Origin of the sequence: Bordetella petrii, assembly GCF_000067205.1 — a bacterium.
GTDB classification, from domain to species: domain Bacteria; phylum Pseudomonadota; class Gammaproteobacteria; order Burkholderiales; family Burkholderiaceae_B; genus Bordetella_A; species Bordetella_A petrii.
The window spans coordinates 3,414,178-3,430,921 of the sequence record NC_010170.1 but is presented as its reverse complement, the minus strand read 5'-3'; the positions used below and the strand labels follow the sequence as shown (position 1 = coordinate 3,430,921).

The window sequence follows — 16,744 nt, the reverse complement described above, 5'->3', positions numbered from 1 at the left end:
GCGCCGGCCGTGTGACAATAAACAATACCCAAACGGTGCAAGGAGTTGACCCTATGCTGATCGGAAAAAAACATTTTCTGACGGTGGGCGCACTGGCGGCGGCGCTGGCTATCCAGGCCGCTCCTGCTGCGGCGCAGCAAAAATCGGTGGCCGTCACGGCCATCGTCGAACACCCCGCCCTCGACGCCGTCCGCGACGGCGTGCAAGATGCCCTGAAACAAGCCGGTTATGAATCCGGCAAGAATCTCAAGTGGCAATACCAGAGCGCGCAGGGCAATACCGGCACCGCCGCGCAGATCGCCCGCAAGTTCGTGGGCGACCGCCCCGACGCCATCGTGGCCATCGCCACGCCGTCGGCCCAGTCCGTGGTGGCGGCCACCAAAGACGTGCCCGTGGTGTATTCGGCTGTTACCGATCCGGTGGCGGCACAGCTGGTGCCCAGCATGGAAGCCTCGGGCACCAACGTCACAGGCGTGTCCGACCTGCTGGCGCTCGACAAGCAAATCGAACTGATCAAGAAGGTCGTGCCCGGCGCCAAGCGCGTGGGCATGGTGTACAACCCCGGCGAAGCCAACTCGGTGGTGGTGGTCAAGCAGCTGCAAGACCTGTTGCCCAAGGCCGGCATGACCCTGGTGGAAGCCGCCGCGCCGCGCACGGTAGACGTCGCCTCGGCCGCGCGCAGCCTGATCGGCAAGGTCGACGTCATCTACACCAATACCGACAACAACGTCGTGTCGGCCTATGAGTCCCTGGTCAAAGTGGGCAACGACGCCAAGATCCCGCTGGTGGCGTCCGACACCGACAGCGTCAAGCGCGGCGCCATCGCCGCCCTGGGCATCGACTACCACGACCTGGGCGTGCAGACCGGCAAGATCGTCGTGCGTATCCTGAAGGGCGAAAAACCCGGCGCCATTCCCTCCGAAACCAGCTCCAACCTGCGCTTGTTCGTCAACCCGGGCGCCGCCGCCAAGCAGGGCGTCACCCTGTCCGACGCGCTGCTGAAATCGGCCGCCGAGGTCATCAAGTAATCCCGCGCGCCGCCGGCCCGGGCCGGCGGCGCGTGCTTTCATTCTCCGCACAAAATTCAAGGCAGCGCCGGCCGGGTTCAAAAGACGCGGCCGGCCCGACTCGATTCATGTCCCTGTTCTCTTTGCTCGGCGCCCTGGAAATCGGCCTGATTTTCAGCCTGGTCGCGCTGGGCGTGCTGATTTCCTTCCGCCTGCTGCGCTTTCCCGACCTCACTGTTGACGGCAGCTTTCCGCTGGGCGGCGCCGTGGCCGCCACGCTTATCTCGGGCGGCATGGATCCCTTTTCGGCCACGGTGGCCGCCACCGCGGCGGGCGCCGTGGCGGGGCTGATCACCGGGTGGCTCAACGTCAGGCTGCGCATCATGGACCTGCTGGCCAGCATCCTGATGATGATCGCGCTGTATTCCGTCAACCTGCGCATCATGGGCCGGCCCAATGTGCCCCTGATCACCGAACCCACGGTGTTCACCATCCTGCAGCCCGCATGGCTCAGCGACTATGTGGCGCGGCCCCTGATCCTGGTGGGCGTGGTGGTGGCGGTGAAGCTGCTGCTCGACTGGTTCCTGGCCACCCAGACCGGCCTGGCCATGCGCGCCACCGGTTCCAATGGCCGCATGGCGCGCGCCCAGGGCGTCAACACCGGCGGCATGATCCTGGCCGGCATGGCCCTGTCCAACGCGCTGGTGGGCCTGGCCGGGGCGCTGTTCGCCCAGACCCAGGGCGGCGCGGACATCTCGATGGGCATCGGCACCATCGTCATCGGGCTGGCCGCCGTCATCGTGGGCGAAAGCATCCTGCCGTCGCGCAAGATGGTGCTGGCCACGCTGGCCGTCATTCTGGGCGCGATTGTCTACCGCTTCTTCATCGCGCTGGCGCTCAACAGCGATTTCATCGGCCTGCAGGCCCAGGACCTGAACCTGGTCACCGCGGTGCTGGTCACCATTGCCCTGGTCATTCCCATGATGAAGCGCCGCCTGCTCGGCAAGAAAGGAGCCTGACCATGCTGCGCGCACAAGACCTGAAAATCACCTTCAACGCCGGCACGCCCATCGAGACGCGGGCGCTGCGCGGGCTGTCGCTGGAAATCCCCAGTGGGCAGTTCGTGACGGTCATCGGCTCCAACGGGGCCGGCAAGTCTACCTTCCTGAATGCCGTGTCGGGCGACCTGCCGGTCGATTCCGGGCGCATCGATATCGAAGGCGCCGACGTCACCCGCGAGCCCGTCTGGCAGCGCGCCGGACGCGTGGCACGAGTATTCCAGGACCCCATGGCGGGCACCTGTGAAGACCTCACCATCGAAGAAAACATGGCGCTGGCCCAGCTGCGCGGCACGCGCCGCGGCTTCAGCCGCGCGGTCAAGGCGTCCATGCGCGAAGGTTTCCGCGAGCGTCTGGCCACGCTTGGCCTGGGACTGGAAAACCGCCTGACCGACCGCATCGGCCTGCTGTCCGGCGGCCAACGCCAGGCGGTCAGCCTGCTGATGGCGGCCCTGCAGCCGTCGCGCATCCTGTTGCTCGACGAACATACGGCGGCCCTGGACCCCCGCACGGCCGATTTCGTGCTGCAGCTCACGGCGCGCATCGTGGCCGAAGCGGGGCTGACCACCATGATGGTCACCCACAGCATGCGCCAGGCGCTGGACGTCGGCGAACGCACGGTCATGCTGCACCAGGGGCAGGTGGTGCTGGACGTGTCGGGCGACGAGCGCAAGGGCATGGACGTGCCCGACCTGCTCGCCATGTTCGAACGCGTGCGCGGCGAGAAACTGTCGGACGACGCGCTGCTGCTGGGCTGACGCCGGGCCTGGCCGGACATTGCTTATACCCAGGTGTCAGGCTCCCGCAGGGTGCCTGACACCGTTTTGTTGAGACAGCCGTTGCGCACATCGGTGTCAGGCACCCTGCGGGAGCCTGACACCTGGCAATGCCTGGGCAATGCCTGGGCAATGTTTGGGCAATGTTTGGGCAATGCATTGGGCAATGCCTGGGCAATGCCTGGGCAATGCTTGGGCGCCACGGCAATGCCTGGGCAACGCCAGGGTCGCACCTGGATGCAAGCTACGCCAGCACGCCCAGGATCACGCTCGACGCGTTGAATGCGGCCAGCGCCGGCACGCCCGGCGCCAGGCCCAGGGCGCGGGCGCTGTCCTGCGTGACGATGGCGACGATGGTGCCGCCCCCGTCCAGCTCCAGGATCACTTCGCTATTGACCGCCCCGGCACGCACTTCGGCCACCTTGCCGGACAGCTGGTTGCTGGCCGACAGCCGTACGCCGTCGCCGGGCAGGGCGATCAGCACCGAGGGCGCCTTTATCAGCGCGATGGCTTGCGCGCCGACGTCCAGGGCCAGCTCGGCCGTGCTTTCGCGCGTGATGGTGGCTACGATATGCTGGCCGCCGGCCAGGCGCAGGCAGATCTCGTCGTTCACCGCGCCCGCGCGAATGGCGCTGACGGTGCCCAGCAGCTTGTTGCGGGCGCTGGTCTTCAGCATGATGCGTCTCATCAGATTCAGGTCGCCGGCGGCGTCCAGGCCGGCCTGCGCCAGGTGGGCCATGACGCGCCGGTGTTCGGCTTCCAGCGCGCGGAACGTGGCCACCAGCTTGTGCGCCCGCTCGGTCAGGCGGGCGCCGCCGCCGCCCCGGCCGCCGGTGGCGCGCAGCACCAGGGGCTCGCCGGCCAGGTTGTTCATGGTGTCGATGGCGTCCCACGCGCCCTTGTAACTCATGCCCACCGCGCGCGCCGCGGCGCTGATCGAGCCCGTGGCGGCGATCTGCGCCAGCAGGTCGATGCGGCTTTTGCCGCCCCAGGTCTGGGCGCCGGCGCGCAGCCAGATCGAGCCGTCGAGTTCAAGCGGAGCAGAGGGCATGGCAATCGGATAAGAGGGCAGCGCATAGTGTAGCGGCCGGCCTGGACGGGTCACAATGCGAATGAGATAGTGTTGCAAGTTTGCGGGCTTCGCGGCATGATGCCTGCGCGATCTTCTCGCGGAGACTCTAATGAAACGCATCGCGCTCTTGCCCGCCCTGGCCGTCGCCAGCCTGTTGTCGGCCTGCGCCTCCGGGCCCGATATCCGCAGCGACTACGACCACGGCGCCGATTTCGCCCGTTATCGCAGCTTCGGCTTCATGTCGCCCCTGGGCACCGACAAGTCCGGCTACAGTTCATTGCTCACCGAGCGCCTGAAGACCGCCACGCGCGGCCAGATGGAAATGCGCGGCTATACCTACGATGCGCAATCGCCCGACCTGCTGGTCAACTTCAACGCCAAGCTGCAGCAGAAGGCCGAAGTCATGCCGGCGCCCGGCCCGTACTACGGGTACCGCATGGGTTTCTATGGCGGCTGGCCCGGCTACGGCTGGGCCGACGACGTCTACCAGTATCACGAAGGCACGCTCAACATCGACCTGATCGACGCCAGGCGCAAGCAACTGGTCTGGGAAGGCATCAGCCAGGGCGTCGTTGACGACGTGGCCGCGGCCACCTCGCCGCAGCACGTCGACGCAAGTGTTGCGCAAATCTTCAGCCGCTATCCCTTCCGCGCAGGCAACGGCACGCCCCAGCAGCCCGCGCCCGCCAAATGACCGCCGCGTCGCCCCGGCGCGGCCGGCGCCAGCCGCCGGCCGTCCGTTACGACACCGTGGCGCTGGTGTTGCAGGGCGGCGGGGCGCTGGGGTCGTACCAGGCGGGAGTGTACCAGGGCTTGCACGAGGCCGGCATCCAGCCGAACTGGGTCGCCGGCATTTCCATCGGGGCCATCAACGCCGCCATCATCGCGGGCTCGCCGCCGGACGAGCGCATCGAGCGCTTGCGAGGCTTCTGGGAGAGTATCTGCCGCCCCACCGGTTTCGCGGCGCTGCCCTGGGGCGATACCCTGGCCCGCATGTTCCAGGGCGTGCCCTTCGGATTTGGCTCGCCGGCCGTGAACGGGCAGCTCGCCGCTTTTCAGGCGCTGGTATCCGGGCAGCCGGGTTTCTTCAAGCCGCGCTTTCCTCCGCCGTACTGGCTGCAGGGCGGCGGGCCGGCCGCCACCAGCTTCTACGACACCAGCGCGCTGGCCGATACCTTGCGCCAGTACGTGGATTTCGACCTGCTCAATCGGGGCGAGGTACGGGCGAGCTTCGGCGCAGTCAATGTGCGCACCGGCAATTTCGCCTATTTCGACAGCACCCGCACACGCTTGCGCGCCGAGCACATCATGGCTTCGGGCGCGCTGCCCCCCGGTTTTCCTGCCGTGGAGATCGATGGCGAATACTACTGGGACGGCGGCGTGGTCTCGAACACGCCGCTGGCGCATGTATTGTCGGCACATCCCATGCGCGACACGCTGGCATTCCAGGTCGACCTTTGGCCGGCGCGCGGGCCGTTACCCACCAACCTCGAAGAGGTGGCCGAGCGGCAGAAAGACATCCAGTATTCCAGCCGCACCCGCACCGTCACGAACACGTACCAGCGGGTACTCAAGTTGCGGCGCGGCCTGCAACGCCTGCTCGAGCGCCTGCCCGAGCATGAGCGCAACAGTCCCGAACTCGCCGACATCCGCGAACAGGCCTGTACGCCGGCCGTCAACGTTATTAACCTGATCTACGAAGCCAAGCACTACGAGCGCAACTCGAAAGACTACGAGTTCGGCCTGGAGGCCATGCGCGACCATTGGAACAGCGGGCTGGCCGATATTCGCCGCACGCTGGCCAACCCCTCTGTGCTGGAGCGCCCGCCAGCCGATCAGAGCTTCGTGGCGCACGACATCCATCGCGCCCAATCCTGATCCGCGGGCAGGGCGGGGCCGGCGGCGCGGGTGCTGCCACCTCTCCCCGCGAAAATGGCACACATAAGACCCGTCTGATTTCTGACCTGCCGCCGCGTAGCGGCGCGCAGCAAATGCCCCATGTGAAGTAGCCTTTGGCGCATACCGGCAATCCAATGCTCCGGTCTGATTGTTCCAGTATCGCCATCTTGCAACGCGTCACACCCTTGAGCTACTCATGACCCTGTCCTTGCCTGCCCCTGCCGCCCCCGATTCCGCCGGGCCTTCTGTTCATGCACCCCACAGCGGTCGCGATGGGTGGTGGAGCCTGCTGTACCAGGGCTGGATGCTGGCCACGCCCGAGGGGCGGCGCCTGAGCCTGACCGCCACCGAGCGCGCGTGCTTCCTATGCCTGCTGGCCAGTCCGCAGCGCGAACTCACGCGTGAAGCGCTGGCGCAGATGCTGCCGCAAACCAGCCTGCGCACCGTCAATGTATCTATCAGCCGGCTGCGCAAAAAAGTGCGGGCCGTGGGAGCAACCTTGCCGTTGCATACAGTGCATGGCATGGGGTACGTATTTTTGGGCCACCTGGCCGCGGAAGGCGTCACGTCTTAGGCAGCATACAGCGCGCAATACAGTAAGAATGCGCGAAAAACTGTAGTTTTAAGACAAAAATACGGTACATTAACGGGCTTCCCGGACGCATTGTTGTGCGTTCGGTCCCGTGTGCGCAGGCTCGCGCGCCACGGTTCTACTCCGTGAGGAATCCATGCGTTTTTCGCCTCATCGTGTCTCGGGATTCGGTGTCGCCGCGCTTGCCGTTCTGGCTTTGGCGGGCTGCAACGAGCGTCCGCAAATGAATCCGGGCATGCCGCAGGTCAGCGTCGTTACGGTCCAGCCCAAACCAGCTTCCATAGTGTCCGATCTGCCCGGCCGGGTAGACGCCGTGCGCGATGCGCAGATTCGCGCGCGCGTGACCGGCATCGTGCAGAAAATCGAATTCGAACAGGGCGGCGACGTCAAGGAAGGGCAGCTGCTGTTCAAGATCGATCCGGCTCCGTACGTCGCCGCGCGCAACCAGGCGGCCGCCCAGCTCAAGCAGGCGCAGGCCGACCTGTATAGCGCCAAGGCGCTGGCCAACCGCTATGCGCCGTTGGTCAAGGCCAATGCGGTGAGCAAACAGGAATACGACAACGCGGTAGCCAACTACCGCCAGGCCGAAGCGTCGGTCGCCGCGGCCAAGGCCAACCTGGACAACGCCTCGATCAACCTTGGCTACACCGATGTCACTTCGCCCATCACGGGCCGCATCGGCAAGCCGCTGGTCACCGAGGGCGCGCTGGTCGAGGCGACCTCGGCCACCCAGATGGCGCTGGTGCAGCAGCTCGATCCGGTCTACATCGATTTCACCCAGAGCACGGTCGACCTTGCCAAGCTGCGCAAGGCATTCGCCAGCGGCCAGATGCAGCGCGAGGGCGAGAACGCCGCCCGCGTAGACGTCGTGCTGGAAGACGGCTCGGTCTACGCGCATCCCGGCAAGCTGTTGTTCACGGGCATCACGGTCGACCCGACCACCGGCCAGGTCAATCTGCGGGCCGAAGTGCCCAACCCCGACAACATCCTGCTGCCCGGCATGTACGTGCGGGTGCGGGTCAACGAAGGCACCGACCAGCAGGCCCTGCTGGTGCCCCAGCAATCGTTGCAGCGCACCGCCGATGGCATGCAGAGCCTGATGCTGGTGAAAGACAACAAGATCGAGCAGGTTCCCGTTACTACCGGCTCGGTGATCGACAACCAGTGGCTCATTACCAGCGGCCTGAAGGCCGGCGACGTGGTCGTGGTCGAGGGCTTCCAGAAGATCCGTCCGGGGGCGCCCGTCCAGGCGTCGCCTTGGCAGCCGGGGGGCGCCGGCAAGGCCGCTTCCCAGCCCGGCAAGCCAGCAGACAAGCCGGCGCCGGGCGACCAGCCAGCCGGCGGCGCCAAGCCGGAGCAGCCGGCCTCGGGGCAGCAGTCCTGAACGGCACGCGGCGCCTGGCGCCGCGTGCCTGTTTTCGTGAGCACTTCCAGAGTCAGCCCACATGCCGCAATTTTTTATCGAACGACCGATTTTCGCCTGGGTAGTCGCCCTGTTCATCCTGCTGGCCGGGTTGTTGGCGATTCCCAATATGCCGGTCGCGCAGTATCCCGACGTGGCGCCGCCGGCCATCACCATCACGGCCACGTATCCCGGGGCCTCGGCCAAAGAAGTGGCCGAGTCGGTCACCAGCATCATCGAGGACCAGCTCAACGGCGCCAAGGGCCTGCTGTATTACGAGTCGGTCAGTGACTCGTACGGCCAGTCGCAGATCACCGCCACGTTCGCGCCCGGCACCGACCCGGACCTGGCGCAGGTCGACGTGCAGAACCGCGTGTCCAACGTGTCGGCGCAGTTGCCGGTGGCCGTGAACCAGCAGGGCATCCAGTACGAGCAGACCAGCGCCGGCTTCCTGATGATCGTCACGCTGTCGTCCACCGACGGCAGCCTGGACCAGACGGCGTTGGCCGACTACATCACCCGCAACGTGCAGAACCCGGTGTCGCGCGTGCCCGGCGTGGGGCAGTTCCAGCTGTTCGCCGCACCGCGCGCCATGCGTATCTGGATCGACCCGGACAAGCTGGTGGGCTTCAATCTCAGCGCGGCCCAGGTCAACGCCGCCATCAGCCGGCAGAACGTACTGATCTCGGCCGGCAGCATGGGTGCGCCGCCCAACCCCGATAGCCAGCGCTCGACCGCCACGGTCATCGTCAACGGGCAGCTGTCTTCGGTCGAGGCCTTTGGCAACATCGTGCTGCGCGCCAACACCGACGGCTCGTCGGTGCGGCTGCGCGACGTGGCGCGCATCGAGGTCGGCGCCGACAACTACCAGTTCGGCGCGCGCCTGAACGGCAAGCCGACCGCCGCCTTCGCCATTGTGCTGTCGCCCGACGCCAACGCCCTGGCCACCGCCGAGGGCGTGCGCGAGCAGATGGAGTCGCTGTCCAAGTATTTCCCGGGCAACATCAAGTACGACATCCCGTACGATACCGCGCCCTACGTCAAGATCTCCATCGAGCAGGTGGTGCACACGCTGGGCGAAGCCATGGTGCTGGTGTTCCTGGTGATGTTCCTGTTCCTGCAGAACGTGCGCTACACGCTGATTCCGGCCCTGGTGGTGCCGGTGGCCATGCTGGGCGCCTTCGCGGTGATGCTGGCGCTGGGTTTTTCCATCAACGTGCTCACCATGTTCGCCATGGTGCTGGCCATCGGCATCCTGGTCGACGACGCCATCGTGGTGGTCGAGAACGTCGAGCGCATCATGGCGGCCGAGGGGCTGCCCCCCAAAGAGGCCACCAAGAAGGCCATGCCGCAGATCAGCGGCGCCATCGTGGGCATTACGCTGGTGCTGGTCACGGTGTTCCTGCCACTGGCATTCATGAGCGGCTCGGTGGGCGTCATCTACCGCCAGTTCTCGGTGGCAATGGCCGTGTCGATCTTCTTTTCGGCCTTCCTGGCGCTGACTTTCACGCCTGCCCTGTGCGCCACCATCCTGAAGCCCATTCCCAAAGGCCACCACGTCGACAAGAAAGGGTTCTTCGGTTGGTTCAACCGCCGTTTCGACGCCACCACGCACCGCTACCAGAACTGGGTGGCGCGCATCCTGCACAAGGGCGGCCGCATGATGCTGTTCTTCGTCGTGCTGGTGGTGTTGCTGGGCTGGCTGTACCTGCGCCTGCCGTCGTCGTTCCTGCCTGAAGAAGACCAGGGCTACGTGGTCAGCAACATCGAGCTGCCCACCGGCGCCAGCGCCAACCGCACGGTCGACGTTCTTGAGCAGGTCGAAAGCTACTTCATGTCGCTGCCCGCCGTCGAAAACGTGATCACCGTGCAGGGCTACAGCTTCAACGGCAACGGCCTGAACGCCGCCATCGCGTTCTCGACCCTGAAAGACTTCTCGGAGCGCAAGGACCGCAAGGATTCGGCCGGCGCGATCGCGTTCAACGCGTTCCAGAAGCAGCTGATGGGCATCCATGACGCGCAGGTGTTCACCTGGTGCCGCCCGCCATTTCTTCGCTGGGCAACGCCAGCGGCTTCGATTTCCGGCTGCAGGACCGCGCCAACGCGGGCAGCGCGGCGCTGGCCCAGGCCACTGCCCAGCTGATGGGCATGGCCATGAAGAGCCCGGTGCTGTCGCAGGTGCGCATCACCGGCCTGGGAGAAGGCCCGCAGCTGAACCTGACCATCGACCGCGACAAGGCCGCCGCCCTGGGCGTGGACTTCGATGCGGCCGCCACGCTGCTTTCCACTGCGCTGGGCTCGGCCTACATCGACAAGTTCCCCAACATGGGCCGCATGCAGAACATCTGGGTGCAGGCCGAGGCGCGCCATCGCATGCAGGTCGACGACATCCTCAAGATGAACGTCAATAACAACCAGGGCGGCATGGTGCCTTTGTCGAGCTTCGTGTCGGCAAAATGGACCCAGGGGCCGGTGCAGGTGGTGCGCTACAACAGCTATGAGTCGATGCGCATCGGCGGCGATGCGGCGCCCGGCTACACCACAGGCGAAGCCATGGCCGAAATGGAACGCCTGGTGGGCCAGCTCCCCTCCGGCTTTGGCTACGAATGGAACGGCCTGTCGTACCAGGAACGCCAGGCGGGCAGCCAGGCTCCCATCCTGATGGGGCTGTCGCTGCTGGTGGTGTTCCTGGTGCTGGCGGCCCTGTACGAAAGCTGGGCCATCCCGCTGTCGGTGATGCTGGTGGTGCCGCTGGGCATGCTGGGCGCGGTGGCGCTGGTGTCTGTGCTGGGCATGTCCAACGACGTGTACTTCCAGGTGGGCATGGTGACCGTGATCGGCCTGGCCGCCAAGAACGCCATCCTGATCGTCGAGTTCGCCAAAGACCAGTACGCCCGTGGCATGGGGCTGTACGAGGCCACGGTCGAGGCGGCGCGGCTGCGTTTCCGCCCCATCCTGATGACCTCGCTGGCTTTCATCCTGGGGGTCATCCCCTTGGCCATCGCCACGGGCGCGGGCGCGGCCAGCCAGCGCGCGGTGGGTATCGGCGTGCTGGGCGGCATGCTGGCGGCCACGCCGTTCGCCGTGATCTTCGTGCCGACCTTCTTCGTGGTGGTGTTGAGCCTCTTTAAGACCAAGCCGCGCCTGCTGGGCAACGAGCTCAAAGAATTCGAGGCCGAGCAGGCCGCCAAGCGCGCCCGCGAGGCGCAGTCCGACCAATCCGGCGACGGGCCGTCCGCGGCCCCTGGCCAGGAGGGCAAGGAATGACAGCCCTGATGTACAAACGAACCGCGCTGTCGGCCTGCGTGGCGGCAGTGCTGGCCGGCTGCTCGCTGGCGCCTGATTACCACCGTCCCGAGTCGCCCGTGCCGGGCGACTGGCCGGCGCAGCCCAAGGTGCAGTACGGCGGCTACGACCAGCCCACGTCGTTGTCCGAGCAGTCCGCCCAGGCCGTGGCGCCGCAAGGCGCCGTGCCGGCAGCCGACATCGGCTGGCGCGACTTCTTCCGCGATCCGCGCCTGCAGGCCCTGATCGAGCTGTCGCTGGTCAACAACCGCGATCTGCGCATGGCCGTGCAACGAGTCGAAGAAGCGCGCGCCCAGTACGGCGTGCAGCGCGGCGCCCAGTGGCCCAGCATTGGCGCCGGCATCGAAGGCACGCGCCAGCGCGTGCCGGCCAATATGAGTCCCACGGGCTCGGACACGGTCGGCAACACGTTCCAGGCCGGCATCGGCCTGACCTCGTTCGAAATCGACCTGTTCGGCCGCCTGCGCAATTTGTCCGAAGCCGCGTACCAGCAGTACCTGGCCACCGAGCAGGCGCAGCGCAGCGTGCACATCACCCTGGTGGGCGCGGTGGCGCAGGCCTATTTCACGCAGCGCGCGGCCGAGGTGCAACTGGACCTCACCCGCAAGACGCTGGCCTCGCGCCAAGAGTCGTACAACCTCGTCAAGCGCCGCTTCGACGGCGGCGTGGCCTCCGAGCTGGAACTGAACCAGTCCAAGGCACTGCTCGATTCCGCCTCGGCCGACCTGGCGCAACTGGCGCGGGTGCGGGCGCAGTCGATCAACGCGCTGACCGTGCTGGTGGGCGTGCCGCTGCCGGCCGACCTGCCGGCGCCCGCCGAGTTCGGCCGCGACCAGCTGCTGGCCACCGTGCCGGCCGGCCTGCCGTCCGACCTGCTCGAGCGCCGGCCCGACATCATGGCGGCCGAGAACCAGCTCAAGGCCGCCAATGCCAATATCGGCGCGGCCCGCGCGGCGTTCTTTCCGACCATCTCCCTGACCGGCATGCTGGGCTTTGCCAGCACGTCGATGGGGTCGCTGTTCGAGGGCGGGCAACGGGCCTGGAATTTCACGCCGTCGATCACCACGCCCATCTTTGCCGGCGGCAGCATCCGCGAAGGCCTGAATCTGGCCAAGGCGCGCGACAACATCGCGGTGGCGCAATACGAGCAGACCATCCAGCAGGCGTTCCGGGAAGTGTCGGACGCGTTGGCGGGCGAAGCCACCTACGGCGCGCAGCTCGATGCGCTGCGTTCGTTGCAGGCGTCTACCGCGCGCACGCTGGAATTGTCCAACCTGCGCTACACCAGCGGCATCGACAGCTACCTGCAGGTGCAGACGGCCCAGGTCGATTTCTTCAGCGCGCAGCTGGGTCTGGTGCAAGCCGGGCTCGAAGCCCTGAACAACCGCGTCGAGCTGTACAAGGCCCTGGGCGGCGGCTGGAACGAAGCCACCCAAGTCTCTTCCGCGAAGGCACCATGATAGAACTGGGCGTCAATATCGATCACGTGGCGACGCTGCGGCAGCAACGCCACACGGTTTACCCCGATCCGGTACAGGCCGCGCTGCGCGCCGAAGACGCGGGCGCCGACCTGATCACCTTGCACCTGCGCGAAGACCGCCGCCACATCCTGGATGCCGACGTGCACGCCATCCGGCCGCTGTTGCGCACCCGCATGAACCTGGAGTGCGCCATCACGCCGGAAATGCTCGACATCGCCTGCGCCGTGCGCCCCAGCGATGTCTGCCTGGTGCCCGAAAAGCGCACCGAGCTCACCACCGAAGGCGGCCTGGAGGTTGCCGGCGCGCTGGACGCCGTGCGCGATGCGGTGGCGCGCCTGCACGATGCAGGCATTCGGGTGTCGCTGTTCATCGACCCTGACATCGCGCAGATCCAGGCGGCCGCCCAGGCCGGCGCCACGGTCATCGAGCTGCATACCGGCGCCTATGCCGAGGCGCCCGACGGCCAGGCCGGCCCTGAACTCGACCGCCTGCGCGCCGCGCTGGCCGAGGGCCTGCGCCACGGCATGCGGGTCAATGCCGGACACGGCCTGCATTACGGCAATGTGGCGCCCATCGCGGCGCTCGACGGCATCGCCGAGCTCAACATCGGCCATGCCATCGTGGCCCAGGCCGTGTTCGACGGCTGGGAAAAGGCCGTGCGCGACATGAAGGCCTTGATGGTGCAGGCCCGCCAGCAGGCGCTGCGGGGCCGCTGAACCGCGTTCCGGTCGCGTATCATTCCAGGTGCGGGGCGGCTGCCGCCCCGCATTCCGTGTGCCGATCCCGAACCCGATGTCCGATACGCCCGTCACTTCCTCGTTCCCGCCATCCGGAGGCATTGCCGGCATCGGCATGGACCTGCTGCGCATCGACCGCGTCGAGCGCGCCCTGGCGCGCCATGGCGACCGCTTCGCCGAAAAGATCCTGGGTCCGGAAGAACTGCAGAAATTCCACGCGCGCCGTGCCCGCGACGCCGCCCGAGGGGTGCGCTTTTTGGCCACGCGCTTCGCCGCCAAAGAGGCTTTCTCCAAGGCCATCGGCCTGGGCATGCGCATGCCCATGACCTGGACGCGCGTGCAGACCCTCAATGCGCCGGGCGGGCGGCCGGTGCTGGTGCTGGCGCCCAGCCTGCTCCAGTGGTACCAGCCGCGCTTCGGCGCCGCCCACGTTTCCATTACCGACGAATCCGACCTGGCCGCCGCCTATGTGGTGGTCGAGCGCAAGCCCTGAGGCCGGTTCGCCCGTTCCGTTTATCGAAGGACAAGCCCCATATGGCCAAGAAAAGCAAAGCCCCGCTGCCGCCCGGCCCGGTCATGGTCGATGTGGCCGGCGCCACGCTCACCAAAGAAGAAAAGCGCCGTCTGCGGCATCCGCTGGTGGGCGGGGTGATTCTGTTTGCCCGCAATTTTGAAAGCCGCAAGCAGCTGTGCGCGCTTACCCGCAAAATTCACCGCGCCCGCGGCGAACCGCTGCTGATCGCGGTCGACCACGAGGGCGGCCGCGTGCAGCGCTTTCGCGACGACGGCTTCACGCCGCTGCCCGCCATGCAAGATCTGGGCAAGGCCTGGGACCGCGACCCGCTGGCCGCCATGCGCCTGGCCACCGAGGCCGGCTATGTGCTGGCGGCCGAGCTGCGCGCCTGCGGCGTCGACCTCAGCTTCACGCCCGTGCTCGATCTGGACTACGGCGTCAGCAAGGTCATTGGCAACCGCGCCTTCCATCGCGACCCGCGCGTGGTGGCCATGCTGGCCCGTGCCTTGGCGCAAGGCCTGGCGCAGGCGGGCATGGCGGCCTGCGGCAAGCATTTCCCCGGCCACGGCTTCGTAGGCGCCGACTCGCATCACGAAATACCGGTCGACCCGCGCCCGCTCGAACGCATCCTGAAAGACGACGCCGCGCCCTACGCCTGGCTGGGCGATGCGGTGCTGCCGGCGGTAATGCCGGCCCACGTGATCTATCCCAAAGTCGACAAGCAACCGGCGGGATTCTCGCGCCGCTGGGTGCAGGACATCCTGCGCGGCAAGCTGGGCTACGACGGCGTGGTGTTTTCCGACGATCTCACCATGGAAGGCGCGACGGTGGCTGGCGACATCCTGGCGCGAGCCCAGGCCGCGCTGGGCGCTGGCTGCGACATGGTGCTGGTATGCAACCGGCCCGACCTGGCCGACGACCTGCTGCAGCGCCTGGACGTGGCGCATCCGCCCGAATCCGTGGCCCGCATCCGCCGCCTGATGCCGCGCTTCGCCGCGCCCGACTGGGACGCCTTGCAAGCCGAGACCCGCTACCAGCATGCCCGACGAATTCAATCTCAAATCGTTCCTGGCTGACCTGCCGCACCTGCCCGGTGTCTACCGCCATGTCGATGCCGAAGGCGTCGTCATGTACGTGGGCAAGGCGCGCGACCTGAAAAAGCGCGTCTCGTCGTACTTCCAGAAAAATCTGGCCAGCCCGCGCATCGCCCAGATGGTGGCGAAGGTGGCGCGCGTCGAGGTCACGGTTACGCGTTCCGAGGCCGAGGCGCTGCTGCTCGAAAACAACCTCATCAAGAGCCTGCGGCCGCGCTACAACATCCTGTTCCGCGACGACAAGTCGTATCCGTACCTGCTGATCACCGGCCACGAGTGGCCGCGCATTGCCTACTACCGCGGCGCCACCAACAAGCGCGGCCAGTTCTTCGGGCCGTTTCCCAATGCCTGGGCGGTGCGCGAGACCATCCAGATCCTGCAGAAGGTATTCCGCCTGCGCACCTGCGAAGACACCGTGTTCGCCAACCGCTCGCGGCCCTGTCTGCTGCACCAGATCGGCCGTTGCTCGGCGCCCTGTGTCGGCGCCATCGGAGCCGATGACTACGCGCGCGACGTCGCCCGGGCCGCCCGCTTCTTGAATGGCGAGGCGCGCGAAGTCATGGGTGAAATCGAACAACGCATGCTGCAGGCATCCAGCGAGCTGCGCTTCGAAGAAGCCGCCGCGCTGCGCGACCAGATGGGCTCGCTGGCGCGCGTGCTGCACCAGCAGACCATGGAAGATACAAGCGGCGAAGACACCGACATCATCGCCGTGGCCGCCGCGGGCGGCAAAACCTGCGTCAACCTGGCAATGGTGCGGGCTGGCCGCCATCTGGGCGACAAACCGTTCTTTCCGGTGCACGTCGACGGCCAGGATGCGCCGCAGGTGCTCGAAGCCTTCATCGCGCAGCACTACACCGACAATCCGCTGCCGCCCGTGCTGGTGTGTTCGCACGCCTTGCCTGACGCCGGGCTGATGGCCTTGCTGGCCGAACAGGCCAACGCGCGTCCAGCGCGTGTGTTGACCCGTCCGCAAGGGGTGCGCCGGGCCTGGCTCGAACAAGCAGCCAAGAATGCCGACATGGCGCTGGCCCGGGCCCTGACCGAGTCCGGCGCGCGCGCCGCGCGCACGCTGGCGCTGGCCGAGGCGCTCGACCTCGATACCGACGAGGCCGCGCTTGACGCGCTGCGCATCGAGTGCTTCGACATCAGCCATACCGCCGGCGAGGCCACCCAGGCTTCGTGCGTGGTATTCCTGCATCACGACATGCAGCCGGCGCAGTATCGCCGGTACAACATCGCCGGCATCACGCCGGGCGACGACTACGCCGCCATGCGCCAGGTGCTGACGCGCCGCTTCGGCAAGGTCGCCGACGGCGAAGCGCCCATGCCGGGGCTGGTGCTCATCGACGGGGGCAAGGGCCAGGTCGAGGTGGCGCGGCAGGTGTTCGCCGAACTGGGGCTCGACATCCAGACACTGGTAGGGGTGGCCAAGGGGGAAGGGCGCAAGGTCGGCCTGGAAACCCTGGTGTTCGCCGATGGGCGTCCGCCGGTGGCCCTGGGGGGCGAGTCGGCCGCCCTGATGCTGATCGCCCAGGTGCGCGACGAGGCCCACCGCTTCGCCATCACCGGTATGCGCGCGCGCCGCGCCAAGGCCCGCAACGTATCGCGCCTGGAAGAAATCGAAGGCGTCGGCGCCCGCCGCCGCCAGCGCCTGCTGGCGCGCTTCGGCGGATTTTCCGGGGTGGCGTCCGCCAGCATCGAAGACCTGGCGTCCGTCGACGGCATTTCGCACGACCTGGCCGAGCGCATCTATGACGCGCTGCACAACTGAGGGTTCTTTTCTACTCAGTGATGTAGCATACG

The 16,744-nt window shown here is 67.0% G+C and carries 13 protein-coding genes and 1 pseudogene; 13 read left to right on the top strand and 1 reads right to left on the bottom strand.

Features of this window, described 5'->3' with window-relative positions:
- Positions 1-53: 53 nt before the first annotated feature.
- From BPET_RS16575 to BPET_RS16565, 3 genes are all read left to right on the top strand, one after another.
- Complete coding sequence (locus BPET_RS16575; protein WP_012250172.1) at positions 54-1,028, top strand: ABC transporter substrate-binding protein; 975 nt, start codon at positions 54-56, stop codon at positions 1,026-1,028.
- Positions 1,029-1,135: 107 nt separating this feature from the next.
- Positions 1,136-2,026 (top strand): ABC transporter permease, encoded by an 891-nt coding sequence (locus BPET_RS16570; RefSeq protein ID WP_012250171.1) that lies wholly within the window; start codon positions 1,136-1,138, stop codon positions 2,024-2,026.
- Positions 2,027-2,028: 2 nt separating this feature from the next.
- On the top strand, positions 2,029-2,823 hold the full coding sequence (locus BPET_RS16565) for an ABC transporter ATP-binding protein (protein WP_012250170.1): 795 nt from the start codon (positions 2,029-2,031) through the stop codon (positions 2,821-2,823).
- 262 nt (positions 2,824-3,085) lie between these two features.
- Here BPET_RS16565 and BPET_RS16560 read toward each other — a convergent pair whose 3' ends face one another.
- A complete protein-coding gene (locus tag BPET_RS16560) occupies positions 3,086-3,892 on the bottom strand; it encodes a TOBE domain-containing protein (RefSeq protein ID WP_041863009.1) in 807 nt (268 codons plus the stop codon).
- A 130-nt stretch (positions 3,893-4,022) separates the two neighbouring features.
- Between BPET_RS16560 and BPET_RS16555 the strand changes: the two genes are divergently transcribed.
- The 10 genes and pseudogenes from BPET_RS16555 (at position 4,023) to uvrC (ending at position 16,712) form a co-directional block, all read left to right on the top strand.
- Complete coding sequence (locus BPET_RS16555) at positions 4,023-4,607, top strand: DUF4136 domain-containing protein (RefSeq protein ID WP_012250169.1); 585 nt, start codon at positions 4,023-4,025, stop codon at positions 4,605-4,607.
- A complete protein-coding gene (locus BPET_RS16550; RefSeq protein WP_012250167.1) occupies positions 4,604-5,791 on the top strand; it encodes a DUF3734 domain-containing protein in 1,188 nt (395 codons plus the stop codon). Before BPET_RS16555 ends, BPET_RS16550 begins: the two co-directional genes overlap by 4 nt.
- Before the next feature lie 217 nt (positions 5,792-6,008).
- The gene (locus BPET_RS16545) at positions 6,009-6,386 is read left to right on the top strand and encodes a helix-turn-helix domain-containing protein (RefSeq protein ID WP_012250166.1); all 378 of its coding nucleotides are present in this window, start codon (positions 6,009-6,011) and stop codon (positions 6,384-6,386) included.
- A gap of 154 nt (positions 6,387-6,540) precedes the next feature.
- Positions 6,541-7,788, top strand: coding sequence for an efflux RND transporter periplasmic adaptor subunit (locus BPET_RS16540; protein ID WP_012250165.1), 1,248 nt, complete (start codon positions 6,541-6,543; stop codon positions 7,786-7,788).
- A 61-nt stretch (positions 7,789-7,849) separates the two neighbouring features.
- Positions 7,850-11,073, top strand: a pseudogene (locus BPET_RS16535) (multidrug efflux RND transporter permease subunit).
- Positions 11,070-12,572, top strand: coding sequence for an efflux transporter outer membrane subunit (locus BPET_RS16530; protein ID WP_012250162.1), 1,503 nt, complete (start codon positions 11,070-11,072; stop codon positions 12,570-12,572). Before BPET_RS16535 ends, BPET_RS16530 begins: the two are co-directional and overlap by 4 nt.
- Positions 12,569-13,309: a pyridoxine 5'-phosphate synthase gene (locus BPET_RS16525; RefSeq protein WP_012250161.1), complete on the top strand. Its 741-nt coding sequence runs from the start codon at positions 12,569-12,571 to the stop codon at positions 13,307-13,309. Before BPET_RS16530 ends, BPET_RS16525 begins: the two co-directional genes overlap by 4 nt.
- 76 nt (positions 13,310-13,385) lie before the next feature.
- Complete coding sequence (gene acpS / locus BPET_RS16520) at positions 13,386-13,823, top strand: holo-ACP synthase (protein WP_012250160.1); 438 nt, start codon at positions 13,386-13,388, stop codon at positions 13,821-13,823.
- A 41-nt stretch (positions 13,824-13,864) separates the two neighbouring features.
- Positions 13,865-14,920 (top strand): beta-N-acetylhexosaminidase, encoded by a 1,056-nt coding sequence (gene nagZ / locus BPET_RS16515; protein WP_012250159.1) that lies wholly within the window; start codon positions 13,865-13,867, stop codon positions 14,918-14,920.
- Entirely contained in the window at positions 14,883-16,712 is a 1,830-nt protein-coding gene (gene uvrC / locus BPET_RS16510) for an excinuclease ABC subunit UvrC (RefSeq protein ID WP_041863007.1), read from the top strand. Before nagZ ends, uvrC begins: the two co-directional genes overlap by 38 nt.
- The last annotated feature ends 32 nt before the right edge of the window (positions 16,713-16,744 follow it).